The following is a 19281-nucleotide window of genomic DNA, read 5'->3' on the forward strand; positions in this document are numbered from 1 at the left end:
ATGAGTTACTGGATCGCGTGATCGCGGGAGTGAAGTTCGTCGATGGTGTCGAACTCAACCCCAAGGCAATAGCAGCGTAAACACATTTACCCTTGGGATGCCCTCCACCCCCCGCCATCCACAACTTTTGGAAATTTCTCGTTCTGACCCATGACTTCCGACTACGGACCACTGACCTCAGAGATAGTTGAGAGTTGAGGGTTGAGAGTTCGGCCACTGCTGATTCCAGCATTTCAGATTGTTCAGTCAGAGTCTCCTCACGTCGTCTCCTACTCTGCCGCCGTTCGAGGTTGAATGTTGAATGTTGAATGTTTCCTCTGTCTCCTGCTCTCTGCTTTCTGCTTTCAACTTTCAGCTTCTTCTTACAACGTCGTCCCCGCCAGGAACGGTTCGCGGGTTTGCAGTTTGAGAATGTTGTCACAGGTGACACGCGCGATTTCGATCAGCGCTTCGTGGGTCAGGAACGCCTGGTGCGAGGTGATCAACACATTCGGAAAGGTCAACAGGCGCGAAAGGACATCATCCTGGAGGACGTCGCCGGAGTGGTCTTCAAAGAAAATCCCTTCCTCCTCTTCATACACATCCAGCGCCACGCCGCCAAGCTGACCGGACTTGAGGGCGTCAATCAGCGCGGTGGTGTCGATGAGTTTGCCGCGACTGGTGTTGACGATGACCGCGCCGCGTTTCATCTGCGCAATCGTGCCGGCCTTCAACAGCCGATACGTTTCGGGCAACAGCGGGAGGTGCAGGGAAACCACGTCGCTGGCAGCCAGGAGGTGGTTCAAATCGGTGTAATGAATGGCGTGCTGCGCGGCCCAGTCGGGCGAGGGAAACGGATCGTAGGCCAGGACGGTTGTCTCGAAGCCACGAAAGATTTGCGCCGTGATTTTGCCAATCCGGCCGGTGCCGATGATGCCGACGGTCTTGCCGCAAAGGTCGAATCCGACGAGACCGTTGAGGGAGAAATTGTGTTCCCGGACGCGATTGTAGGCCCGATGGATTTTGCGGTTGAGGGTCAGGAACAAGCCGATCGCGTGTTCGGCCACGGCGTGCGGCGAGTAGGCGGGCACGCGCACGACCGGAAGCTTCAATGCTTTGGCCGCGGCCAAGTCCACGTTGTTGTGGCCGGCGCAACGGAGCGCGACGAGTTTCACGCGCAATTGCGCCAGCGTTTCCAGACAGGCGCGATCAACCCGGTCGTTGACAAAAACGCAGACGACATCGGCGTTTGCGGCGGTGCCCGCGGTTTCGACGTTCAAACGGAAATCGTGAAAGCGCCAGTGGATACGGTCACTCGCTCCGGCGCGTTCGAAATATTGCCGGTCGTAGGGTTTGGCGTCGTAAAAGGCGGCTTCGATCATGGTTGCCTGCTCCCGGGTGTTGAGCGTTGATGGTTGAGAGTTGAGTGCCTTGAAGAAAAAGGTGAAACGCCATCTCTGATCACTGATTTCTGTCTTTCGCTTTGGCGGTCGTTCATCACCTATGGAAGCAAATCGCCCTTCAACTCCCGAAGTCCGTTTAACAGGAATTGAACCGCCAGGGCGGCGAGCAGCATGCCCATGATGCGGGTGGTGATTTTCATGGCGATGGGGTTGAGCCAGAGCGCGCCGCGTGTGGCGAGCCGCAAAATGACGTAGCTGGCGGCGGAGACGGCGACGATGCAAAGATACAGTGCCACGTGTTGCGCCAGACCCCGAGCCTGGTTGTGGAGCAGAATGACAGTGGAGATGGCGCCCGGTCCGGCAAGCATCGGAATGGCCAGCGGCGTGATGGCGATGTCGGCCTTCTCGGCGGCGGCGGCGGTTTCCTCGCTGGTTTCCTGCGTGCGCGAGCGTTGCGCGCGCAACATGTCCAGCGCCACGAGCAGGAGGATGACGCTGGCCGCGATTTGAAACGCGGGCAGGGTGATGCCGAGAAACTGGAAGATCAATTTGCCGGCGACCGAAAAGACCAGGAGCACCACGGCCATGACCCAACAGGCGAGGCGGGCCATCTTGATTCTTTGTTCCGCCGAATCGAGCGGGGTCATGGCCAGGAACGCCGGCACCGTGGAGATGGGATCGACGATGACGAACAACGAACTGGTCGCCAGCAGGATGAATTCGAACAATTTCATGTCGTGCCGCGGCCGCAGGGGTCACTCAAGCCATTCGCAACGAGGCTGGCGAACTTGAATCCGCAAGGGTCTAATTTCGGCGGCTCGCTTTCAACAGTTCGATGGCCCGCTTGGCATTTGGATCACCGGCCTCCATGGCTGTGAGCAATTTGGTTTCCAAAGCGACCATTGAGTTGTGCACGGCCATGCCTTGCTCAAACGTGAGGTTTTGACGGGCCTTCATGACCTCCAGTGACACAATGGCTTTTTCGTAGTCTGCGGTTCGCAGGGCCTCTGAAGCGACCTTGGCCTCGCTTCTTACTTCAGCGGGAGCGCTCACGAACGCTTCCTGGATTTGGGAGGCGGCCTCTTTGGGAGTGCTCGCGGTCGGGAGACCGTCACTTGTGGACTTGGTACAACCACTAAAAGCCATAAGCAGAATGGCGCCGAAACCGCAAGCAACATGGTCAAGTGTTTTCCTCATAAATTGAAAAGCCCAGATGAACCCAACATATTTCTGTTCCTCGCGATTAGGTACCGTCTCTTGATCCTGGATTGCACCACATGCGCCCGGGGCGTTGGCCCGGATATCCACCGATACCGGCCTCGAGCGCGTATGCCTTAAACTTGATGAACTCGGTCTGCCCGCCGAACATGCCCATCACGATGCCGCCACTATGACGCTTGCTGACCCCTTCAGTAGGATTGCTCGTCGCATTGTCGTAGTAGGTGTATTGCATCTCATCCGACTCCCAATAAATCATAAAGTGGGGCTTAAACAGCGACATTTTATAGCTGACCCATGGCTTGCCCGTGGGACTCGTCCCAAAGGCCGAAACCGAGCCGTTCATCGTGTAGCTGGTTACCTGCATCTCCCGCGCGCGAAAGGCAGCGTTGTTCGTGCGTTCAAGGGGACACCAATAGAGTCCTCCCTGTTTGTGGTAGGGCCACAACTGACCCCTTTCAATGACGTCTTTGGGTTTGCCAGTAGTGCGAGTATAGCACCAGTTGGGCACCTCGGTTTGACCTGAACTCCAACCCGTGTATGGCAGCGTATCGTTGAAATCATGAACATACATGTGCGTGCACAATAGAATCTGCTTTAAGTTGTTGAGGCACTTGGCCCGGTTGCCCTTTTCCTTGGCTTTGGCCAGCGCCGGCAGCAACAGCCCCGCAAGAATGGCGATGATGGCGATTACTACCAGCAGTTCGATCAGCGTGAAGCCCTTCCGATTAATGCTGCGGCGGGTGAGGATAAACGATTTCGTCATATTTAGCTCCGTAATCCTTTTCTTCTTGATTGCACCCCAAAAATGAACCGACCGCCAAAAAAAGTCAATGGTTCATTCCGAATAACTTAACGCGCGGTCGCCGGGTGGAACTAAAAATCTTGTAGCGACAGGCGGGGACGCCCGCCGCTGCTTCCGATTTGTGAAGTTGCCCGCCACGCACCCGCGAAAGTGTGGCGATCTCAGTTCTGTTTCATCCGCGCTGGCGAATTGGTGAAGGCACGGATGTGCGATGACATAAAGTTTCGGAAATTCCCCCCGTAAGGCAGGGCATTATTCTCCGAAACTCCAAGCGTCTCCATAAATTGCTGTCGGCCTCAAATAATTTGTTGCACTGCCGCCAGGCCACGACTATAAAACCGCGAAGGAAGTGGTCGCACCCGTTTGAACCAGTTGATTCATGAAAGCGTGTCATGCGCTTTGAGTCGCTGCTGCCTGACTCAAAAAGGATTACGCCTATGAAAACAACGTTGTTCGTTTCTGCCCGGCTCCTGGCGTGCAGTCTTGTTTTGATGGCCGTCGCCGGTTGCACGCCCAAAGGTTCGCTCGAAGATTCCGCCGGCGGTCGCAAGCCGGAGGATTTTGCGGAAATTGCCGCCGATGTGTTCAAGCCGATGGACGGCGGCATCGCCCTGGCGCCGGACGAGATCAAGGGCCGCAACACCTGGAATCTCTGGTGCGGCGGCGACGAACAGTTCTGGGACCGCATGGCGCGGGAGAGTTTCGGACTGATTGATTTGCTCAAGACGATTGATTCGCGCAAGCGCGGCACCCGCTTCAAGGAACTTGGCCTGATCAACGAGCCGGGTTTCCGACGGGCCGCCAAGCCGGACCCATACGGCCTGTGGATTGACGAAGCCGACACGCCTGAGCCGCCGGAGATCGATCCGAAAGTCTATGGTCACCCCACGGGCATCATGGGCTTCCGGCTGTTTGAGAATCCCGATTTCAAAGGCGACGCCGTGAAGAACTGGAACGGCGAACGCTACTACACCGACGCTGACTACGCCGTCCGCCATGACCTGGTGCGACCGTATCGGGTCGGCGTTGCGTGCGGCTCGTGTCACATCGCGTTTCATCCCTGCCACCCGCCGGCGGACCCGGAAAACCCGAAGTGGGAGGACCTCGCCTCCGCCATCGGCAATCAATACATTCGTGAAGGCGCGGTCTTTGCCCACAACGTGAAACCCGGCGGGTTTTTCTGGGAGATGCTCAAGACCCAGCCGCCCGGCACCTCGGACACCTCGCGCATTGCCACCGACAACATCAATAATCCAAACGCGATCAATCCCATCTTCGTGTTGGGTGAACGCTTGTCGGTCGCCGAGGAAGAATCCCTGGCCGGCGATACGCTGAATCTTCCCACTGTGACGGCGAAGCTGAAAGTCCCACATGTGCTCAAGGACGGTGCAGATTCGGTTGGCGTGCCCGGCGCGACGCTGCGCGTTTACGTCAACATCGGCAGCTATTCCCAGCATTGGTTGCAGCAACACAACGCGCTCATCGGACTGCGCAAGCAAAAGCCCTTCAGCATCGCGACTGCGCAGAAGCATTCCGTCTATTGGCTGGCGACGCAGACAAAGTTTGGAAATGTTGCGAAGTTTTTCATGCGCCTCCAATCCTTTCGCCTGGAAGATGCGCCGGGGGGCAAGGATCTCATCAGCCAGGACGAAGCGGTGATGACGCGCGGCAAACTGGTTTTCGCCGAGAACTGCGCGAAATGTCATTCGAGCAAACGCCCGCCCGCTGGCCAGGACGCGGAGGATTGGTTTCGCAATGAAATCGTCAAGACCGATTTCCGCGACGGTAACTTCTTCTCCGACGACAAGCGTCAGCTTATCAGCAAAATCAAGAGCAACGCCGCTCGCGCCTGTGCCACCAACGCCAAGCGCGGCCACGTCTGGGACTCGTTCTCCTCTGAGACTTACAAGAATCTTCCCTCGGTCGGCGACATCGAGGTCTGGAATCCCTACACCGATCAGACGGAGAAGTTCACGGTGCCGGGCGGCGGGACGGGCTATTACCGGACACCGTCGTTGATCAGCGTCTGGTCGTCGGCACCGTTGCTGCACAACAATGCGCTCGGCAAATTTACCGGCGATCCGTCCGTCAAAGGCCGGATGGCGGCATTCAACGACGCCATTGAGAAACTGCTGTGGCCTGAGAAGCGTCTCGACAAAGCATCCATCTGGCGCACCAGCCAGGAATGCAACCTGCAGATTCAGGAGAGCGTTCTGCCCGAACCGTTGCGCACGTTGCTCAAGCCGCATACGGACGCGGACGGTTACTTTCGCCTCGGCCCCATTCCCGAGGGCACGCCGGTCAACTTGCTCGCCAACATTGATCCGGACACGGACCCCAAAGAACTGGTAGCGCTTTGCCTGAAGATCAAAAAGGCGATGCTCAAAATCAAACTGGAGAAGCTCGATTCCGCCGCGGCCAAGGACTTGCTCAAGGCCGAGGTCGCACCGGCGCTCTTCAAAGCCAGCAAGTGCCCTGATTTGATCGAAGACCGCGGCCACTATTTCGGCACGGAGTTGCCCGACGCCGACAAACGCGCGTTGATCGAATACCTCAAGACGCTCTAGCTCGCGGAGCGACAACCAAAAGGATCCGTATGGAAATGGCTGACCTGATGAACAAGTCGCAGGCCGAGTTGGACGGCCTGTTCAAAACCAATCCTCCCGGCCCCATCCCCGAAGGTAATGCGGCCGGCACTGCAATCGTCTGCCCGGGCACCTTTTGGTCGCGGCTGATTGCGCGCTTCGTCCATGATTTCGCCTGGCAGGGGAAGGTGTTGACCAAAAACCCCGACGGTAATGGTGCGACACTGATGAACAAGATCACCACCGCGGGCGTGCAAGCGATTGTCGCGCGCGTTTACTTCACCCAAAGCTGGCTGGACGGGAAGGAGTGCATCGTCCTCGATTACTCGAAGACGTCGCTGCTCGCGCGCAAGATTCGCGACGAGATTCGTCTAGTGGACGTGGCGAATAGAATTTACCTCGGCAAAGTCTGGTGGGGCAAAACCCGGTTGGTTGATTTCGCGCTGCAATTTCCCAAGTGAGCATCGTCGATATTTTCAGAGGAAGGAAGCGTGCCTCACCTGTGAAGGTCTGGCGACGATTCTCCCTCTCCCCCGCTGCGGGGGAGAGGGCCGGGGTGAGAATTTCCCGAATCAAAATTCCGCGCATTGGACCCCTGAACCCACCCCCAGCCCCTCCCTGGAGGGAAGCGGCGCACGGTGGATTGTTCCCCTCTTGGGAGGGGTCAGGGAACCGCGATGCTTTCCAAGCCGTCGGATACGCGCGGAGCGTTTGGAGTGCGGCGACTTGTCGCCGCTGTTACACGGGGCGTGTGGAGAAGACACCCCCGCTCTGGAGTCGGCACCTTCTCAAAGCGGCGACAAGTCGCCGCACTCCAAACGCTGACGCGACCACCCACATTCCATTCGGTTCAAGGGCCGCAAGGCGCGTGCGAAGTTCGGAGAATTCTCGCCCTGACCCTCTCCCCTTCGGAAAGGGGAGAGGGAAGTTGTTATTGAGCCATAGCATCTATGCCCATTGACCGCGCGCAGTTGTTGAAGATGTCGCAGGCTGAACTGGACGAGTTGTTCAGAAAGTCTGCCGCCGGCACCCTTCCCGATGGGGAGTGCACCGGCACGGTGTTGATTTGTCCGGCGACGCTCTGTGGCAAGTTCCTCGCTTGGTTTGTCCGCTGGTTCTGCTGGCAAGGCAAAGTCTTTCATCGCGCGAAAGGCTGGTTGGTCAACCGCATCTCGCCCTTCAGTGCCCATGCGATCAAAGCGAAAGTTTACAAAGACAAGAGCTGGCTCGATCAAAACGAGTGCATCGTCCTCGACTACTCCAAGACGTCGCTCGTCGCGAAAATGATCCGCGATGAAATCCGCGAGGTTGCGCCCGGCCTTTACCTCGGCAAAGTCTGGTGGGGCAAAAAGCGGTTGATCGATTTCATCGTCAGCTTCCAATACGAACCGACGCCCTACCGCTGGCGGCGTTTTTGGGCCACGCTCGGTCTGGTGTTTGTCTTCGTGGTCATCTGCGCGATGGTGCGTTTCAACCGCGACCGACCGGTGACCTACGCAGACCCGGTGGAGCATTTCAAATACGGCTCCACCGGCGGCGAACGCACTTCGGGCATCCCGCTCTCACTCTGGAAAGCGATTCCGACCTTGTTCGATGGTTACCTCCCCGGCAAGGGGCTGCAATCACTCGGTTTCATTTTCGAGGACGGCAAGGAATTCCCCGTCGGCACGTCGCGCCGCAACGTGCAGGGAATTGACCGAATTTTCCTCAACTGCGCCATCTACCACGTCGGCACCGTGCGCGATACACCGGAGAGCAAGCCGCGCATCATCGTTGGCATGCCGGCGAACACCATCGATCTTCAGGCCTTCCAACGCTTCCTTTCGGCGTGCGCCATCGATGAAAATTTCAACGCGGCTCGCCTCATGGATGAGATCGCAAAGGAAAAGACGGAGGATCGGCTGAACCGTCTCCTGTTGCGGCTGGTGGGCATCGACCTCATGCGCCAACGACTGCTGACCTTGCGTCAGCGTTTCAGCTTCATGGATCGCGAACCGGATTATGGGCCGGGTCGCGTGGACACGTTCAACCCGCCGAAGGTGCTGTTGAATTTTCGCATGGACAATCTCCCTACCAACGAGTGGGTCGGCATTTGCGACTTCCCGTCCGTCTGGAATCAGCGCAAGCGAAAAGGAATGCATCTGCACTGGGACGGCAACAACGACTCCGTCGAGGAACGCAACCGCAGCGCCAGTTTCGGCACTGGCGCCACGCCGCCAACGCTCGACCGCGCTTCGATCAAGCGGATGGAAGATTGGCTGCTCGACGCCGCGCCGCCGCCATTCCCGTATGCCATCGACCGCGCTCTGGCGGCGAAGGGCGAGTCGCTCTACATGGAGTATTGTTCCCGTTGCCACGGCAGGAACGGCAGCGATTTCACCGGCGAACTCGTTGGCAAGATCACTCCAATCGAGCAAATCAAAACCGACCGCCACCGGCTGGACTCCTATTCGGTGGACCTTTGCGCGAATCAAAACCTTCTCTACGCGGCGTATCCGGCGGAGCGTTTCAAACATTTTCGCAAGACCTTCGGCTATGCCAACCAGCCGCTGGACGGCATCTGGTTGCGCGCGCCATATCTGCACAGCGGTTCCGTGCCAACGCTGCGCGACTTGCTCGAGCCGGCTTCGCAGCGGCCGAAAGTGTTTTACCGCGGCTACGATGTCTATGAACCCAAGCGCGTCGGGTTCGTCTGGAATGTGGTCGAGGAGAAAGGTCGGAAGTTTTTCAAAATCGACACCGGCCTCCCCGGCAATGGGAATGCGGGACACGAAGGTCGGGAATACGGCACGGGGCTTGGTCGCGCCGAGAAGGACGCGATCGTGGAATACATGAAAACATTTTAGGTTGAGTTATGAAATTGGAGTCGCCACTCACTATGAACCGACCCACCCCTGACCCCTCCCAGGAGGGGAACTATCGTCGCGCGTCCGTCGTTCTGTTCCCCTCCTGGGAGGGGTCAGGGGTGGGTTCATGGTGCCGATTCGTGGTCAAAGAACCACGGAGGCTTCCCATTAACCTCAAGGTAGGGCGCGTCACTCCGTGCGCGCCGCTCCCAAACCCTCCCAGGCCCGGCGCGCACAAAGTGACGCGCCCTACCTTCCTCCGTCCAGCAATCTCCAAACCATGAAAACCAAAACGAAGCGCAAAATCCTTATCACGGTCATCATGCTCATGGTGCTCGGTGGTGCCGGCGCGTTGTTCGGCTGGTATAAATTCTTCAGTGAGGAGGACCAACCGCCCTTCGCCAACGAAGCCGAGCGGTTCAAATACGGCTCCATCGGCGCAGAGTTTTCGCGCGGCCTGCCGTATTGGATCTGGGTGGTGATGCCGCGTATCTTTCCCGACTTGATGCCCGGCCCCGGAGGTTACAAATCTTTCGGTCTCGTCTGGGAAGAAGGGAAGGAAATCCCCGTTGGCTTCAGCAAGAAAGTCGTCGGCTTTCCACGCATCGCCAACAACTGCGCCATTTGCCACGTGGGCACCTGGCGCAGCAAGGAGGACGAAGTTCCCCACGTGGTCGTCGCTTCGCCCGCGAACACGGTTGATGTGCAAGGGCTGCTCCGTTTCCTGGCGAAGGCCGGCGACGATTCCCGTTTCAACGCCAGCAACATTCTGGAGGAGATTGACCGCGAGACCAAACTATCGTTCATCGACCGCCAGCTTTATCGCTTCGTCATCATCCCCTTCACCAAGCGGGCGCTGCAGGCCCAAAAGCAACAGTTCGCTTGGATGAACCGCCCCGGCTGGCCGGATTGGGGGCCGGGCCGTGACGACCCGATGAACCTCACGAAATATTTCATGACCTCGATGCCCGTGGACAACTCGACGGGTCAGGCCGACTTCCCGAGCAACTGGAACCTGCAATCCCGCAAAGGCACGAATCTTTTTCTCAACTGGAGCTGCGATACACCCGCCGTGCGTTCGGTGCTCATCGACTCTGCGCTCGGTCTCGGTGCGGCCCCGGACAAGAGCAATCCCATTGACCGGCTGAACTGGGCGCTCAAACGGCGGCGCTGGTTCATCAAACGAATGGAGGACCTCGACAATTTCCTCAGCACGCTGCCGCCACCAAAATATCCGTTCCCCATCGACGCGGCGCTCGCGGGGCAGGGCAAGCCGATTTACGACCGCCACTGCGCCGAATGTCACGACGTGGGCAAGCCGCGCACGAACAAGCCGATTCCCATCGAGGAGATCGGCACCGACCGCGAGCGCCTCGACACCTGGACCCAACCCGCCGCCGACCAGGCCAACGACGCGGTGAAGCGACTGGGCATCACTCGTCCGAACATGGTGAAGAATTTTGGTTACTGTTCACCGCCGCTCGACGGTCTCTGGATGCGCGCGCCCTATCTGCACAACGGTTCCGTGCCGACGCTGCGTGACTTGCTCGAACCGGTGGACAAGCGCCCGGCTTACTTCTACCGAGGCTACGATGTGTTCGACCCGGTCAACGTCGGTTTCATCTCGCATGCGCCGCCAGCCATCCGCGTTGGCTGGAAGCACGACGCAAAAGAACGCGGCAACGGCAACCAGGGGCACACCTACGGCACCGGGTTGAGTGACGCGGAGAAACAATCCTTGATTGAATATCTGAAAACCCTTTAGGCCATGCTCGAAAAAATCTTCCATACTGCCAGCTACCGGCGGAAACTTCCGGTCCCGTTCTTTGAAGTGTTGGACCAGGAACACGCCGCCCTCCACGGCGGCGCGACGACCACGTTCTCCTGGGACTTCGCGCCGGATCACCTGAAAGAATCCAGCGAGGAACTCCTTGCCAAAATCAAACTGCTGTTTCCCGCCGACGAGCAGGCCCAACTGCCCGCCTCCGCGACCAAGGAAGAGCGGGCGCGGTGGCTCAACAAATTGTTGCGAACACCGAGCTGCCTTTATCACGATCGTGATTTTCCCAAAGCCGGATTGAAAAAAGAAACGGTCGCGATGACCCGACTGGAGCTGGACCCAGCCGAACTCACGCGGCTCAACCGCCTCCTGCTGGAGGAGGCGTTTCCAGACCACATCAGAAAAATCTCGGACATTCATCTCGAAAGAATCTACCGGCAAATCCATGCCGGTGCCGGCAGCGCGGCACTCTGTTTTTCCGGCGGCGGCATCCGCAGCGCCACCTTCGCGCTCGGGGTGGCGCAGGGACTCGCGAAGCACGGAGTGTTGAAACATTTTGATTACCTTTCGACCGTTTCCGGCGGCGGCTATATCGGAAGCTGGCTCAGTTCGTGGATTCATCACGCGGGTGGAGTGGACGCGGTGTGCGACAAACTCAAAGCGGGCAAGCCTGATTCGGTCACCGATCCGGAGCCGGAACCGTTGAGCCATCTGCGCAAATACAGCAATTACCTCAGCCCGAAACTCGGCTTGTTCTCCGCCGACACCTGGGTGCTGGCCGCGACGTATTTGCGCAACCTGCTGTTGAACTGGGTGGTATTTGCGCCGATTCTGCTGGCGCTCTTCGCCTTGCCGCGCGTTCACGCGTCACTGCTGAACCTGACCCCGCCGGACTGGCTGATCGCGGCGGGATTTTTCTCCGGGTTTCTGCTGGCCGCGTGGGGCATGGCCTACAGTGCGATGAACCGCCCGGCGGCACGGGACGATTTACAGCGACACAGCCGCGGCTGGTTCCTGCGGCGCGACCAACAGAGCTTCCTCCTCTGGTGTTTGGCGCCGATGTGTGCGGCGGCGATTTGCATCACCACCTCGTGGTCGTGGGTGCAGAACGGCCTCGACACGGACACAAGCAACGCGGCCCTGAAATGGTTCCTGGGAATCGTCGGTGGAACGCCGGAAGTGAAGCCGGAAATTATGAACTATTGCCTGCTGGGCGCGGTCCTGCACTTTGCCGGCTGGCTTCTGGCGGAATGTTTTTTGCAGCGCTGGCGCGCCGGCAAGTGGGCCGATCTGCGCAAGGAATTTTTTCTCACGCTGGTCATCGGCGCGGTGGGCGGCGTTTTTTTGTGGAGTGCCGCATCCCTGAGTGTGCGGAATGCCAATTCTGCGCTGGGTTCGATGTTGTTCAGTTGTTTTGCCGCGCCGGTGTTTCTGATGTTGTTCCTCGTCGCGGCAACCCTCTTCATCGGCGTCGTGAGCGACGTGACTTCCGACGAGGACCGCGAATGGTGGGCGCGGATGGGCGCGTGGCTGCTCATCGCCATCGTCGGCTGGAGCCTGTTTGGTGCCCTGGTTTTATTTGCGCCCCTGGGATTGCTCGCGCTGCCGAAACTCCTTGGCGCGCTCGGCGGCATCAGCGGACTGTTCACCCTGATCGTCGGCCACAACGGCAGCACAGCGGCGAACAAGGAACGGAAAACCAAGGAAAGCCCGTTTGCCTTTTCTCTCGATAAGGCGCTGACCCTGGCCGCGCCGATCTCGCTCGCGGCGCTGGTGGCCGGCCTTTCACTCGCCACCAGTAGGCTGTTGGTCACGGCCGCGAAACCATTGAGCCCCTTGGTCTCCGACCTCAAAACCTACTCGGGGCTTCACGCGGGGAAGGATTTCTGTCAGGTCGTCAGCAGCGCACCGTGGTGGTTGACCGCCGGATTCCTCCTCGTCGGCGCTTTCGTGGGATGGTTACTTTCGCGATTCATCAACGTGAACAAATTCTCGCTCCACGCCATTTATCGCAATCGGCTCGTGCGCGCCTATCTCGGCGCTTCCAATCCCAGACGCGACCCCAATCCCTTCACCGGCTTCGACCCCTGCGACAATCTGCCGCTGCAGGAACTGCGCGATCCGGGCAACTCCGCGCGGCCGCAGCGGCCCTTGCACATCGTCAACATGGCGCTCAACCTCGTCACCGGCGAAAACCTCGCGTGGCAGGAGCGCAAGGCCGAGACCTTCACTGCCAGCACCCTGCACTGCGGGAATTTCCGGCTCGGCTACCGCTTCACCAAACATTACGCTTTGAGTCTGAGAAAAATCGGCCAGCCTAAAAACGGCCTTTCGCTTGGCACCGCGATGGCAGTTTCGGGCGCAGCGGCCAGCCCGAATCAAGGTTATCATTCCTCGCCGGTCGTCGCCCTGCTCATGACGCTGTTCAACGTCCGGCTCGGCTGGTGGCTCGGCAATCCCGGCGCGATGGGGCATGACACCTTTCACGACTCCGCGCCGCGTTCGCCCGTGCGCCACATGGTCAAGGAGGGACTGGGCCTCACCGACAGCACCAGCCCTTACGTTTATCTTTCTGACGGCGGGCACTTCGAAAATCTTGGCTTCTACGAAATGATCCTGCGCCGCTGCCGGCTCATCGTGGTCAGCGACGCCGGCTGCGACCCCAAATGCAACCTCGAAGACCTCGGCAACGCCATCCGCAAAGTGCGGGTGGACCTCGGCGTAAGAATTGAAATCAAGAAGTTCGACATCTTCTCGCGTATTGGAGACGAAGGGAAACGGCTCGGGAAATACTGCGCGGTGGCGGAGATTGATTACGGCAGCATCGATGAAGGCGCGAGGAAAGGGATACTGATTTACTTGAAGCCCGCCTTGTGCGGTGACGAGCCGCGGGACATCTACAATTATTCGCGCGCCAGCCAGGAATTCCCGCACGAGACCACCGGCGACCAGTGGTTCAGTGAATCGCAGTTCGAGAGCTATCGCGCATTGGGCCAATTCGTCATTGACCGGATTTACCAGGACCCATTACGTGCGCAACCCCTGGACGGCCAACCGGCAGATGAACTCAGTACGTTTGTCGCCCGGGCCTGCCAGTATGCCGAATGTCCTCCGCTTGACGGCTGGAAGGAAAAAGTCGAGGTCTCCTCCGTCAACTCGCCGATTGCAAAAACTGAATAGTGCGACGTCATCGACGCTGGCGTTTGCGGGGCGCGAAGACGCAAAGAAGTTCTGCTGTTTTCCCTGCGCCTTGGCGTCTTGGCGTCTTTGCGTTGAAAATGCTTTACGTCCTCCCTCACCCCGACCCTCTCCCCAAGGAGAGGGCGAATCGTTCGCCACTCCTTTGGAAGATCGGGCGTTGGAGTTGGCAGGAGAGTCACCGAGCAATCAGAGGTTGGGCGATGGCAGCTCCCGCTCCTTGGGGAGGGAATTGCCCGAAAGGACATTTCGCACATTAAACCCCTGAACCAGACGGGCGACGACGTAGCGCGGGCGTCTTCGCCTGCGAGTTGGCCAGGCGTCCCGCCGGGCGTTCGCGCTGGCAGCGGGACGCTGCCGCAACTCGCAGCCGGGACGGACTGCGCAACAGCGTTCATGGGAAGGGGCCGGGGTGAGGGAGAACGAGAGGTAAAAAGCTCAGATGGTTTTTTAACTCGTGCGGTGAGGGCGAACGTCGGCTAATCGCGTGTGGTTTGTTTGCCGAGATTGATGATTTTGTCGATGAGCTTGGGGTAGGGGATGTCGGCCTTTTTGGCGGACTCGGCAAAGTCTTCTTCGCGGGCGAGGATGGGATTGGGGTTGGCTTCGATGAACACGACTTCGTTTTGCGGGGTCAATCGCAGGTCGAGCCGCGCGTAACCGTCGATGGCGAGCAGCCGGTAGATTTTCTTGCAGATCGATTCGATGCGTTGAACGAGGTCCGCATCGAGTTCCTTCGCAAATTCATTTCGGATCCCCCAACGCTTGCGATACTCCTCGTCCCACTTGGCTTTGTAGGTGGCGAACTTGGGTTCGTCGGGCGGCACTTCCTTGAAGGTCAACTCGCGAATGGGCAACACCTGAAGGCGATGGTTGCCGAGAATGCCGACGTAAAGCTCCCGGCCCTCGATGTATTCCTCGGCGATCACGTCCTGATCAAATTTTTCGTGAATGAATGCGACGCGTTGTTTGAATTGCTCGTCATTTTCCACGAACGAAGCCTGGGCGATTCCGTAAGACGCTTCTTCCTTCAAAGGTTTTATGAAAATGGGAAAGGCAAGCCGGCTGGGGCGGGCGATGCGTTTGCCGCGCGGAATGATTGTGAAATCCGGAACGTGGATACGGTGATAACCGAGAATCTTTTTCGAGATGCCCTTGTTTTTGCACAGTGTCAGCCCGGTCGAGCCGCAGCCGGTGAACGGCACGTCCTGCAGTTCAAGAAACGAAACGATGTTCTGGTCGAACGCGCGATTGTTTTTGAACTGGTCGGCCAGATTGAAGATGATGTCGGGCTGAAAGCTTTCAATCTTCTGGCTGATCAAATCGGTGTCGTCGAAGATCGCCAGGTGCTCGTTCGGGTAGCCCAGCGTCGCCAGCGCTTCGAGGACGTTGGCTTCGGTTTCCCAATCTTTGGTCTTGAGTTCCTTGCTGAGATTCTGGTCCAGGGTGGTTGGCCCCATGGCGTCGAACAGCGCGAGGACTTTTTGTTTCTTCTTCACCGTGGGGATTATTTTGAACGTTTGAATTTGCCGGTGAACAGATAATTCATCACCAGCGACGTGATGTAAGAGGCGACTTGTAAGTGGAGTGTCGGGTCATCGTTAGCGACATAGAGATTGAGTTCATCACAGCGATCGATAAGCCGCGTCAACAAGCGATTCACGCGATATTTCTTCTCGTTTGTCCAGCGACAGGCGGAGTCCATGATGGGTTTGCGATGGGAGCGCAGATAGCGCGAAGCCCGTTCGCGATGCGCCTCTCCTTCGCCGGCTGCAAAGAGTTGTTTTAGATCGCGGTCGTAAAAATCAGGGTAGGAATCCTCGTAGAGTTTTCGTTTTCGCGCGTAGTAAGTTTTAAGTTTGAGGTTGAGACAATCGTAGTCTGTCGCGCGGATTGTGGGCTGGTGAACGGGCGGTTTGCCGGCAAGGGAGCGCATCAATTCGTCCACATACTCCAGTTTTTTCAATGCCTTCCAACCGCCAAAGCGCTCCCGCCAATCAAACTCGGGTGTGAGCCAGACGGCAAACGTTTCGGCGAAATCCTCATCGGGATGGCTCTGCGCGTACCAGTCGGCAAGATGAATGACGTAAGAACGGCTGTAGGGACGGGGACGGTAGGTGTCAGTTTCCTCGGTTGAGGCGAGGCCAAAGCATTGCTGCCATTTTTTCTTTTTGTAAAGTTGGTAAGCGTAGGAGTAGGCATGCGCCGCTTCGTGGCGCATCAGTTGCATGAACCACGGCTTGGTTTCGCCTTCGACTTCGAGAATGATTTTTCGCTCCAGTTTTCTCAACCGCTCGTGCGTGAGGAAGAACGGAATGAAAATCGCCGGAACACCGACGGGACAGAACCACTCATCGCCGACAAAACAAGGGGGATGAAAGACAAGATTCTTTTGCGCAAGCTCGTCGTATAACTGCTGGATCAAAGGCTGAAGTTCCGTGCCTTCGAGTTTCAGACCCAACTGCCGGATGTTCTTCTCCAACAATTCTTCATCGCTGAGATTGGCCCAGTCTGGTGAATCCATGCGGTGATGATTCTAGGGTTGCTTTGCCGGCTGGTCTTTGCGCGGGAATAACGGAGATACCTCGCCGATTGTGTGGCCAGCTTGCAAGCCGCCCCACTCAGCCAATGCGAATGTGTCGGGTGAACCGCTCAAGCCAAGCTGTGCGTAAATCTTCGTTGCTGTGCTAGGCAAAAACGGCCAGAGCAAAACCGCGAGGATGCGACAGCTTTCGGCGAGGTTGTAAAGCACTTCGTCGAGGCGTCCTGCTCGGGCCGGGTCTTTGGCGAGTTTGAAGGGCTCAGTTAGCTGGACGTATTGATTGGCGCGGACGACGAGCATCCAGATGGTAATCAGCGCACCTTGCAACAGATTATCTTTTAAATGTGCAATGGTGGACTTTGTTATGGTGCTTGCCCACTCAGCTAGCTCGTCGTGCTGCAGGGGAACGACACCGTTTCGATAGCGTTTGAGCATCGAAAGGGAACGGTTCACGAGGTTGCCCAGACCATTGGCGAGTTCGGCGGAGTAACGCGCCTGAAAACCGGCGTCGGTCCAGTTTCCGTCCGGGCCGATGTCGAGTTCGCGCACAACGTAAAACCGGAAGGCGTCCAACCCCCATTCGTTAATTACAGTGATGGGATCAACGATGTTGCCGGTGCTCTTGCTGATCTTTTCTCCGTCTTTCTGCCACCAACCGTGAGCAAGGATTTGTTTGGGCAATGGTAGCCCCATCGCTTTCAGCATGATTGGCCAATACACGGCATGAAATTTCAGTATGTCCTTACCGATGACGTGGATATCGGCGGGCCACAATGAGAGTTGAGGGTTGAGGGTTGAGGGTTGAGGGTTTAAGGCGTGGACAACCGTCGGATCACCGAGAGCAGCTGGAATGGTGACGTAGTTCACCAGCGCATCGAACCAGACGTAGGTGACGAAGTTGTTGTCGAAGGGCAGGGGAATGCCCCAGTTCAAACGGGACGCGGGACGGCTGATGCACAAATCTTCTAGGGTGTTGTTTTTCAGGAAGCCGAGAACTTCGTTGCGACGGTAGTCGGGTGCGATAAAGCTTGGGTTGAACTTGATGTAATCAATCAACCATTGCTGGTGATTTTTCAGGTCGAAATAATAATTCTCTTCCTCCAACTCGATGACTTCGCCATAGGCGGGATCGAACGTGCCATCCGGTCGGCGATCTTTGTCGGTGAGGAATGTCTCCTCCCTGGTCGAGTAAAACCCTTTGTAAGTCGCTTTATAAAATTGTCCAGCGGCGTGGAGCTTTGACAAAATCACCTGGACAACTTCCTTGTGTCGGGCCTCGGTGGTGCGGACAAAATCGTCGATAGTCAAATCCAGCCTGGCGGCGAACGATTTCCACGACGCGGCCAGTTCATCGCAATAGGCTTGCGGGTCTTTTCCTTCGGCTTGGGCGGCTTGCTGGACTTTTTGGCCGTGTTCATCAAGACCAGTAAGATAAAACACTTCCTCACCCAGGCTGCGGTGACTGCGGGCAATGACATCGCTGATGATTTTTTCGTAGGCATGGCCGAGGTGCGGCTGGCCGTTAACGTAATCAATGGCGGTCGTGATGTAAAATCGCTTGCTCATGCGCGACGGGAGTGTGGCGAAGGCGCGTCGGCTTGGCAATCACGGGAATTGGCGAGGGCGGGCCGCCGCAAACGGAAGTTGAATTGCGGCCGCCAATCTCCTAGCCTGTGCTCAAGTATTGATGCCGGGCTGCGTGCCGGCAGGCGCCCGGGCCATCAACGAAACCCAACTGAATCATGGATGATTTCTTCAACAAGCTGTTCGATGTTCTTCGATCAATACTGGACTACCACTTGTTCAAGGCGCTCACCGTGGCCGACCTGATCAAGTTATTCGTGTTGTTCGGCGTGGTCATCGTGGTGGAGCGCTTCCTGCGCCGGCATTTTACACTGCGCCTGCTCAAACGATCGCACTTCGAACCTTCCTTGCAATACGCGTTGGGCAAAATCATGGGCTACTGCTTTCTAGCGCTCGGCTTTTACATTTCGTTTCAGATGGCAAACATCGACCTGAGTTCGCTGGCGATCGTGGCGGGCGCGGTGGGGGTCGGGCTGGGATTCGGTCTGCAGAACATCATCAGCAACTTTGTCAGCGGCTTGATTCTCCTGGCGGAGCGACCCATCGCCATCGGCGACCGGGTGGAAATCTCCGGCGTGGCTGGTCAGGTCAAGAAGATCAGCTTGCGCAGCACGACAGTGGTGACGAACGACAACATCGCGATCATTGTGCCGAATGCTGATTTCATCACGCACAGCGTCACGAATTGGAGTTACGACGATCCCCGCGTGCGCTACCGCATCCCCTTCGGCGTCGCCTATGGAACGGATTTGAAAAAGCTGCAAGGCTTGATGATGGAAGTCGCCGCCGAACATCCGAAGGCGCTGAAAGAGCCCAAGCCATCCCTGTTCATGACCGGCTTCGGCGACAACTCGCTTAATTTCGAATTGGCGGTCTGGTCCTCGGAGATGACGGTCAGCCCGCGGACGTTTCGCAGTGATCTCAATTTTGCGATCGAACAGAAATTGCGTGAGAACAACATTGAAATTCCGTTTCCGCAACGCGACGTGCATCTGCGCTCGGGTTCGTTCGTCTCGTCATCTCCATCTCCTGAAAAGTCATGATCCGAACCACGCCCGTCCCAATTCCTTTCCCATGAACCATGCCGGGCCTGTCTCCCAATCCTTGTCCCAGGTGGGACAAGGATTCGGAGTGCCGGGTTCATGGCCAGGATGCGCGGCAAGATGGACGTGGAGGCTGCCCATGAACCTGCCACCCGCTCACCCACCCCTGACCCCTTCCCAGGAGGGGAACAAAGCGAGCGTGTGCTGCTCCCCTCCTGGGAAGGAGGTCAGGGGTGGGTTCAGGGGTTCGATTCGCGCACTGCGATCCGTGGAATCTCGCTCGTCAAGGACGAAAAAA

General features: G+C 57.7%; 13 protein-coding genes. 6 read left to right on the plus strand and 7 right to left on the minus strand.

Features of this window, described 5'->3' with window-relative positions:
* Positions 1 to 362: 362 nt before the first annotated feature.
* From HY298_25525 to HY298_25540, 4 genes are all read right to left on the minus strand, one after another.
* On the minus strand, positions 363 to 1358 hold the full coding sequence (locus HY298_25525; GenBank protein ID MBI3853620.1) for a 2-hydroxyacid dehydrogenase: 996 nt from the start codon (positions 1356 to 1358) through the stop codon (positions 363 to 365).
* Between the two features lie 122 nt (positions 1359 to 1480).
* Complete coding sequence (locus tag HY298_25530) at positions 1481 to 2116, minus strand: NAAT family transporter (GenBank protein ID MBI3853621.1); 636 nt, start codon at positions 2114 to 2116, stop codon at positions 1481 to 1483.
* A 70-nt stretch (positions 2117 to 2186) separates the two neighbouring features.
* Positions 2187 to 2690 (minus strand): hypothetical protein, encoded by a 504-nt coding sequence (locus tag HY298_25535; protein MBI3853622.1) that lies wholly within the window; start codon positions 2688 to 2690, stop codon positions 2187 to 2189.
* Positions 2626 to 3333, minus strand: a complete 708-nt coding sequence (locus tag HY298_25540) for a type II secretion system protein (GenBank protein ID MBI3853623.1) — start codon at positions 3331 to 3333, stop codon at positions 2626 to 2628. The genes HY298_25535 and HY298_25540 overlap by 65 nt, the downstream gene beginning before the upstream one ends.
* Positions 3334 to 3842: 509 nt before the next feature.
* Here HY298_25540 and HY298_25545 point away from each other — a divergent pair.
* From HY298_25545 to HY298_25565, 5 genes are all read left to right on the plus strand, one after another.
* Positions 3843 to 5972: a hypothetical protein gene (locus tag HY298_25545; GenBank protein MBI3853624.1), complete on the plus strand. Its 2130-nt coding sequence runs from the start codon at positions 3843 to 3845 to the stop codon at positions 5970 to 5972.
* A gap of 29 nt (positions 5973 to 6001) precedes the next feature.
* On the plus strand, positions 6002 to 6451 hold the full coding sequence (locus HY298_25550; GenBank protein MBI3853625.1) for a hypothetical protein: 450 nt from the start codon (positions 6002 to 6004) through the stop codon (positions 6449 to 6451).
* 894 nt (positions 6452 to 7345) lie between these two features.
* Positions 7346 to 8836, plus strand: coding sequence for a cytochrome c (locus tag HY298_25555; GenBank protein MBI3853626.1), 1491 nt, complete (start codon positions 7346 to 7348; stop codon positions 8834 to 8836).
* A gap of 280 nt (positions 8837 to 9116) precedes the next feature.
* Complete coding sequence (locus tag HY298_25560; protein MBI3853627.1) at positions 9117 to 10601, plus strand: hypothetical protein; 1485 nt, start codon at positions 9117 to 9119, stop codon at positions 10599 to 10601.
* Between the two features lie 333 nt (positions 10602 to 10934).
* Positions 10935 to 13796, plus strand: a complete 2862-nt coding sequence (locus tag HY298_25565; protein MBI3853628.1) for a patatin-like phospholipase family protein — start codon at positions 10935 to 10937, stop codon at positions 13794 to 13796.
* Between the two features lie 497 nt (positions 13797 to 14293).
* On the opposite strand, the gene HY298_25570 is transcribed toward HY298_25565, so the two are convergent.
* Genes HY298_25570 through HY298_25580 form a run of 3 tightly spaced genes read right to left on the minus strand, consistent with a single transcriptional unit; the run spans position 14294 to position 17922 of the window.
* Complete coding sequence (locus HY298_25570; GenBank protein ID MBI3853629.1) at positions 14294 to 15313, minus strand: hypothetical protein; 1020 nt, start codon at positions 15311 to 15313, stop codon at positions 14294 to 14296.
* A gap of 8 nt (positions 15314 to 15321) precedes the next feature.
* A complete protein-coding gene (locus HY298_25575; protein MBI3853630.1) occupies positions 15322 to 16338 on the minus strand; it encodes a hypothetical protein in 1017 nt (338 codons plus the stop codon).
* Positions 16339 to 16350: 12 nt separating this feature from the next.
* Positions 16351 to 17922, minus strand: a complete 1572-nt coding sequence (locus HY298_25580) for a methionine--tRNA ligase (protein ID MBI3853631.1) — start codon at positions 17920 to 17922, stop codon at positions 16351 to 16353.
* A 176-nt stretch (positions 17923 to 18098) separates the two neighbouring features.
* Between HY298_25580 and HY298_25585 the strand changes: the two genes are divergently transcribed.
* Entirely contained in the window at positions 18099 to 18983 is an 885-nt protein-coding gene (locus HY298_25585; protein ID MBI3853632.1) for a mechanosensitive ion channel family protein, read from the plus strand.
* Positions 18984 to 19281 lie beyond the last annotated feature (298 nt).

This window comes from Verrucomicrobiota bacterium, assembly GCA_016200005.1.
GTDB lineage: Bacteria > Verrucomicrobiota > Verrucomicrobiia > Limisphaerales > PALSA-1396 > PALSA-1396.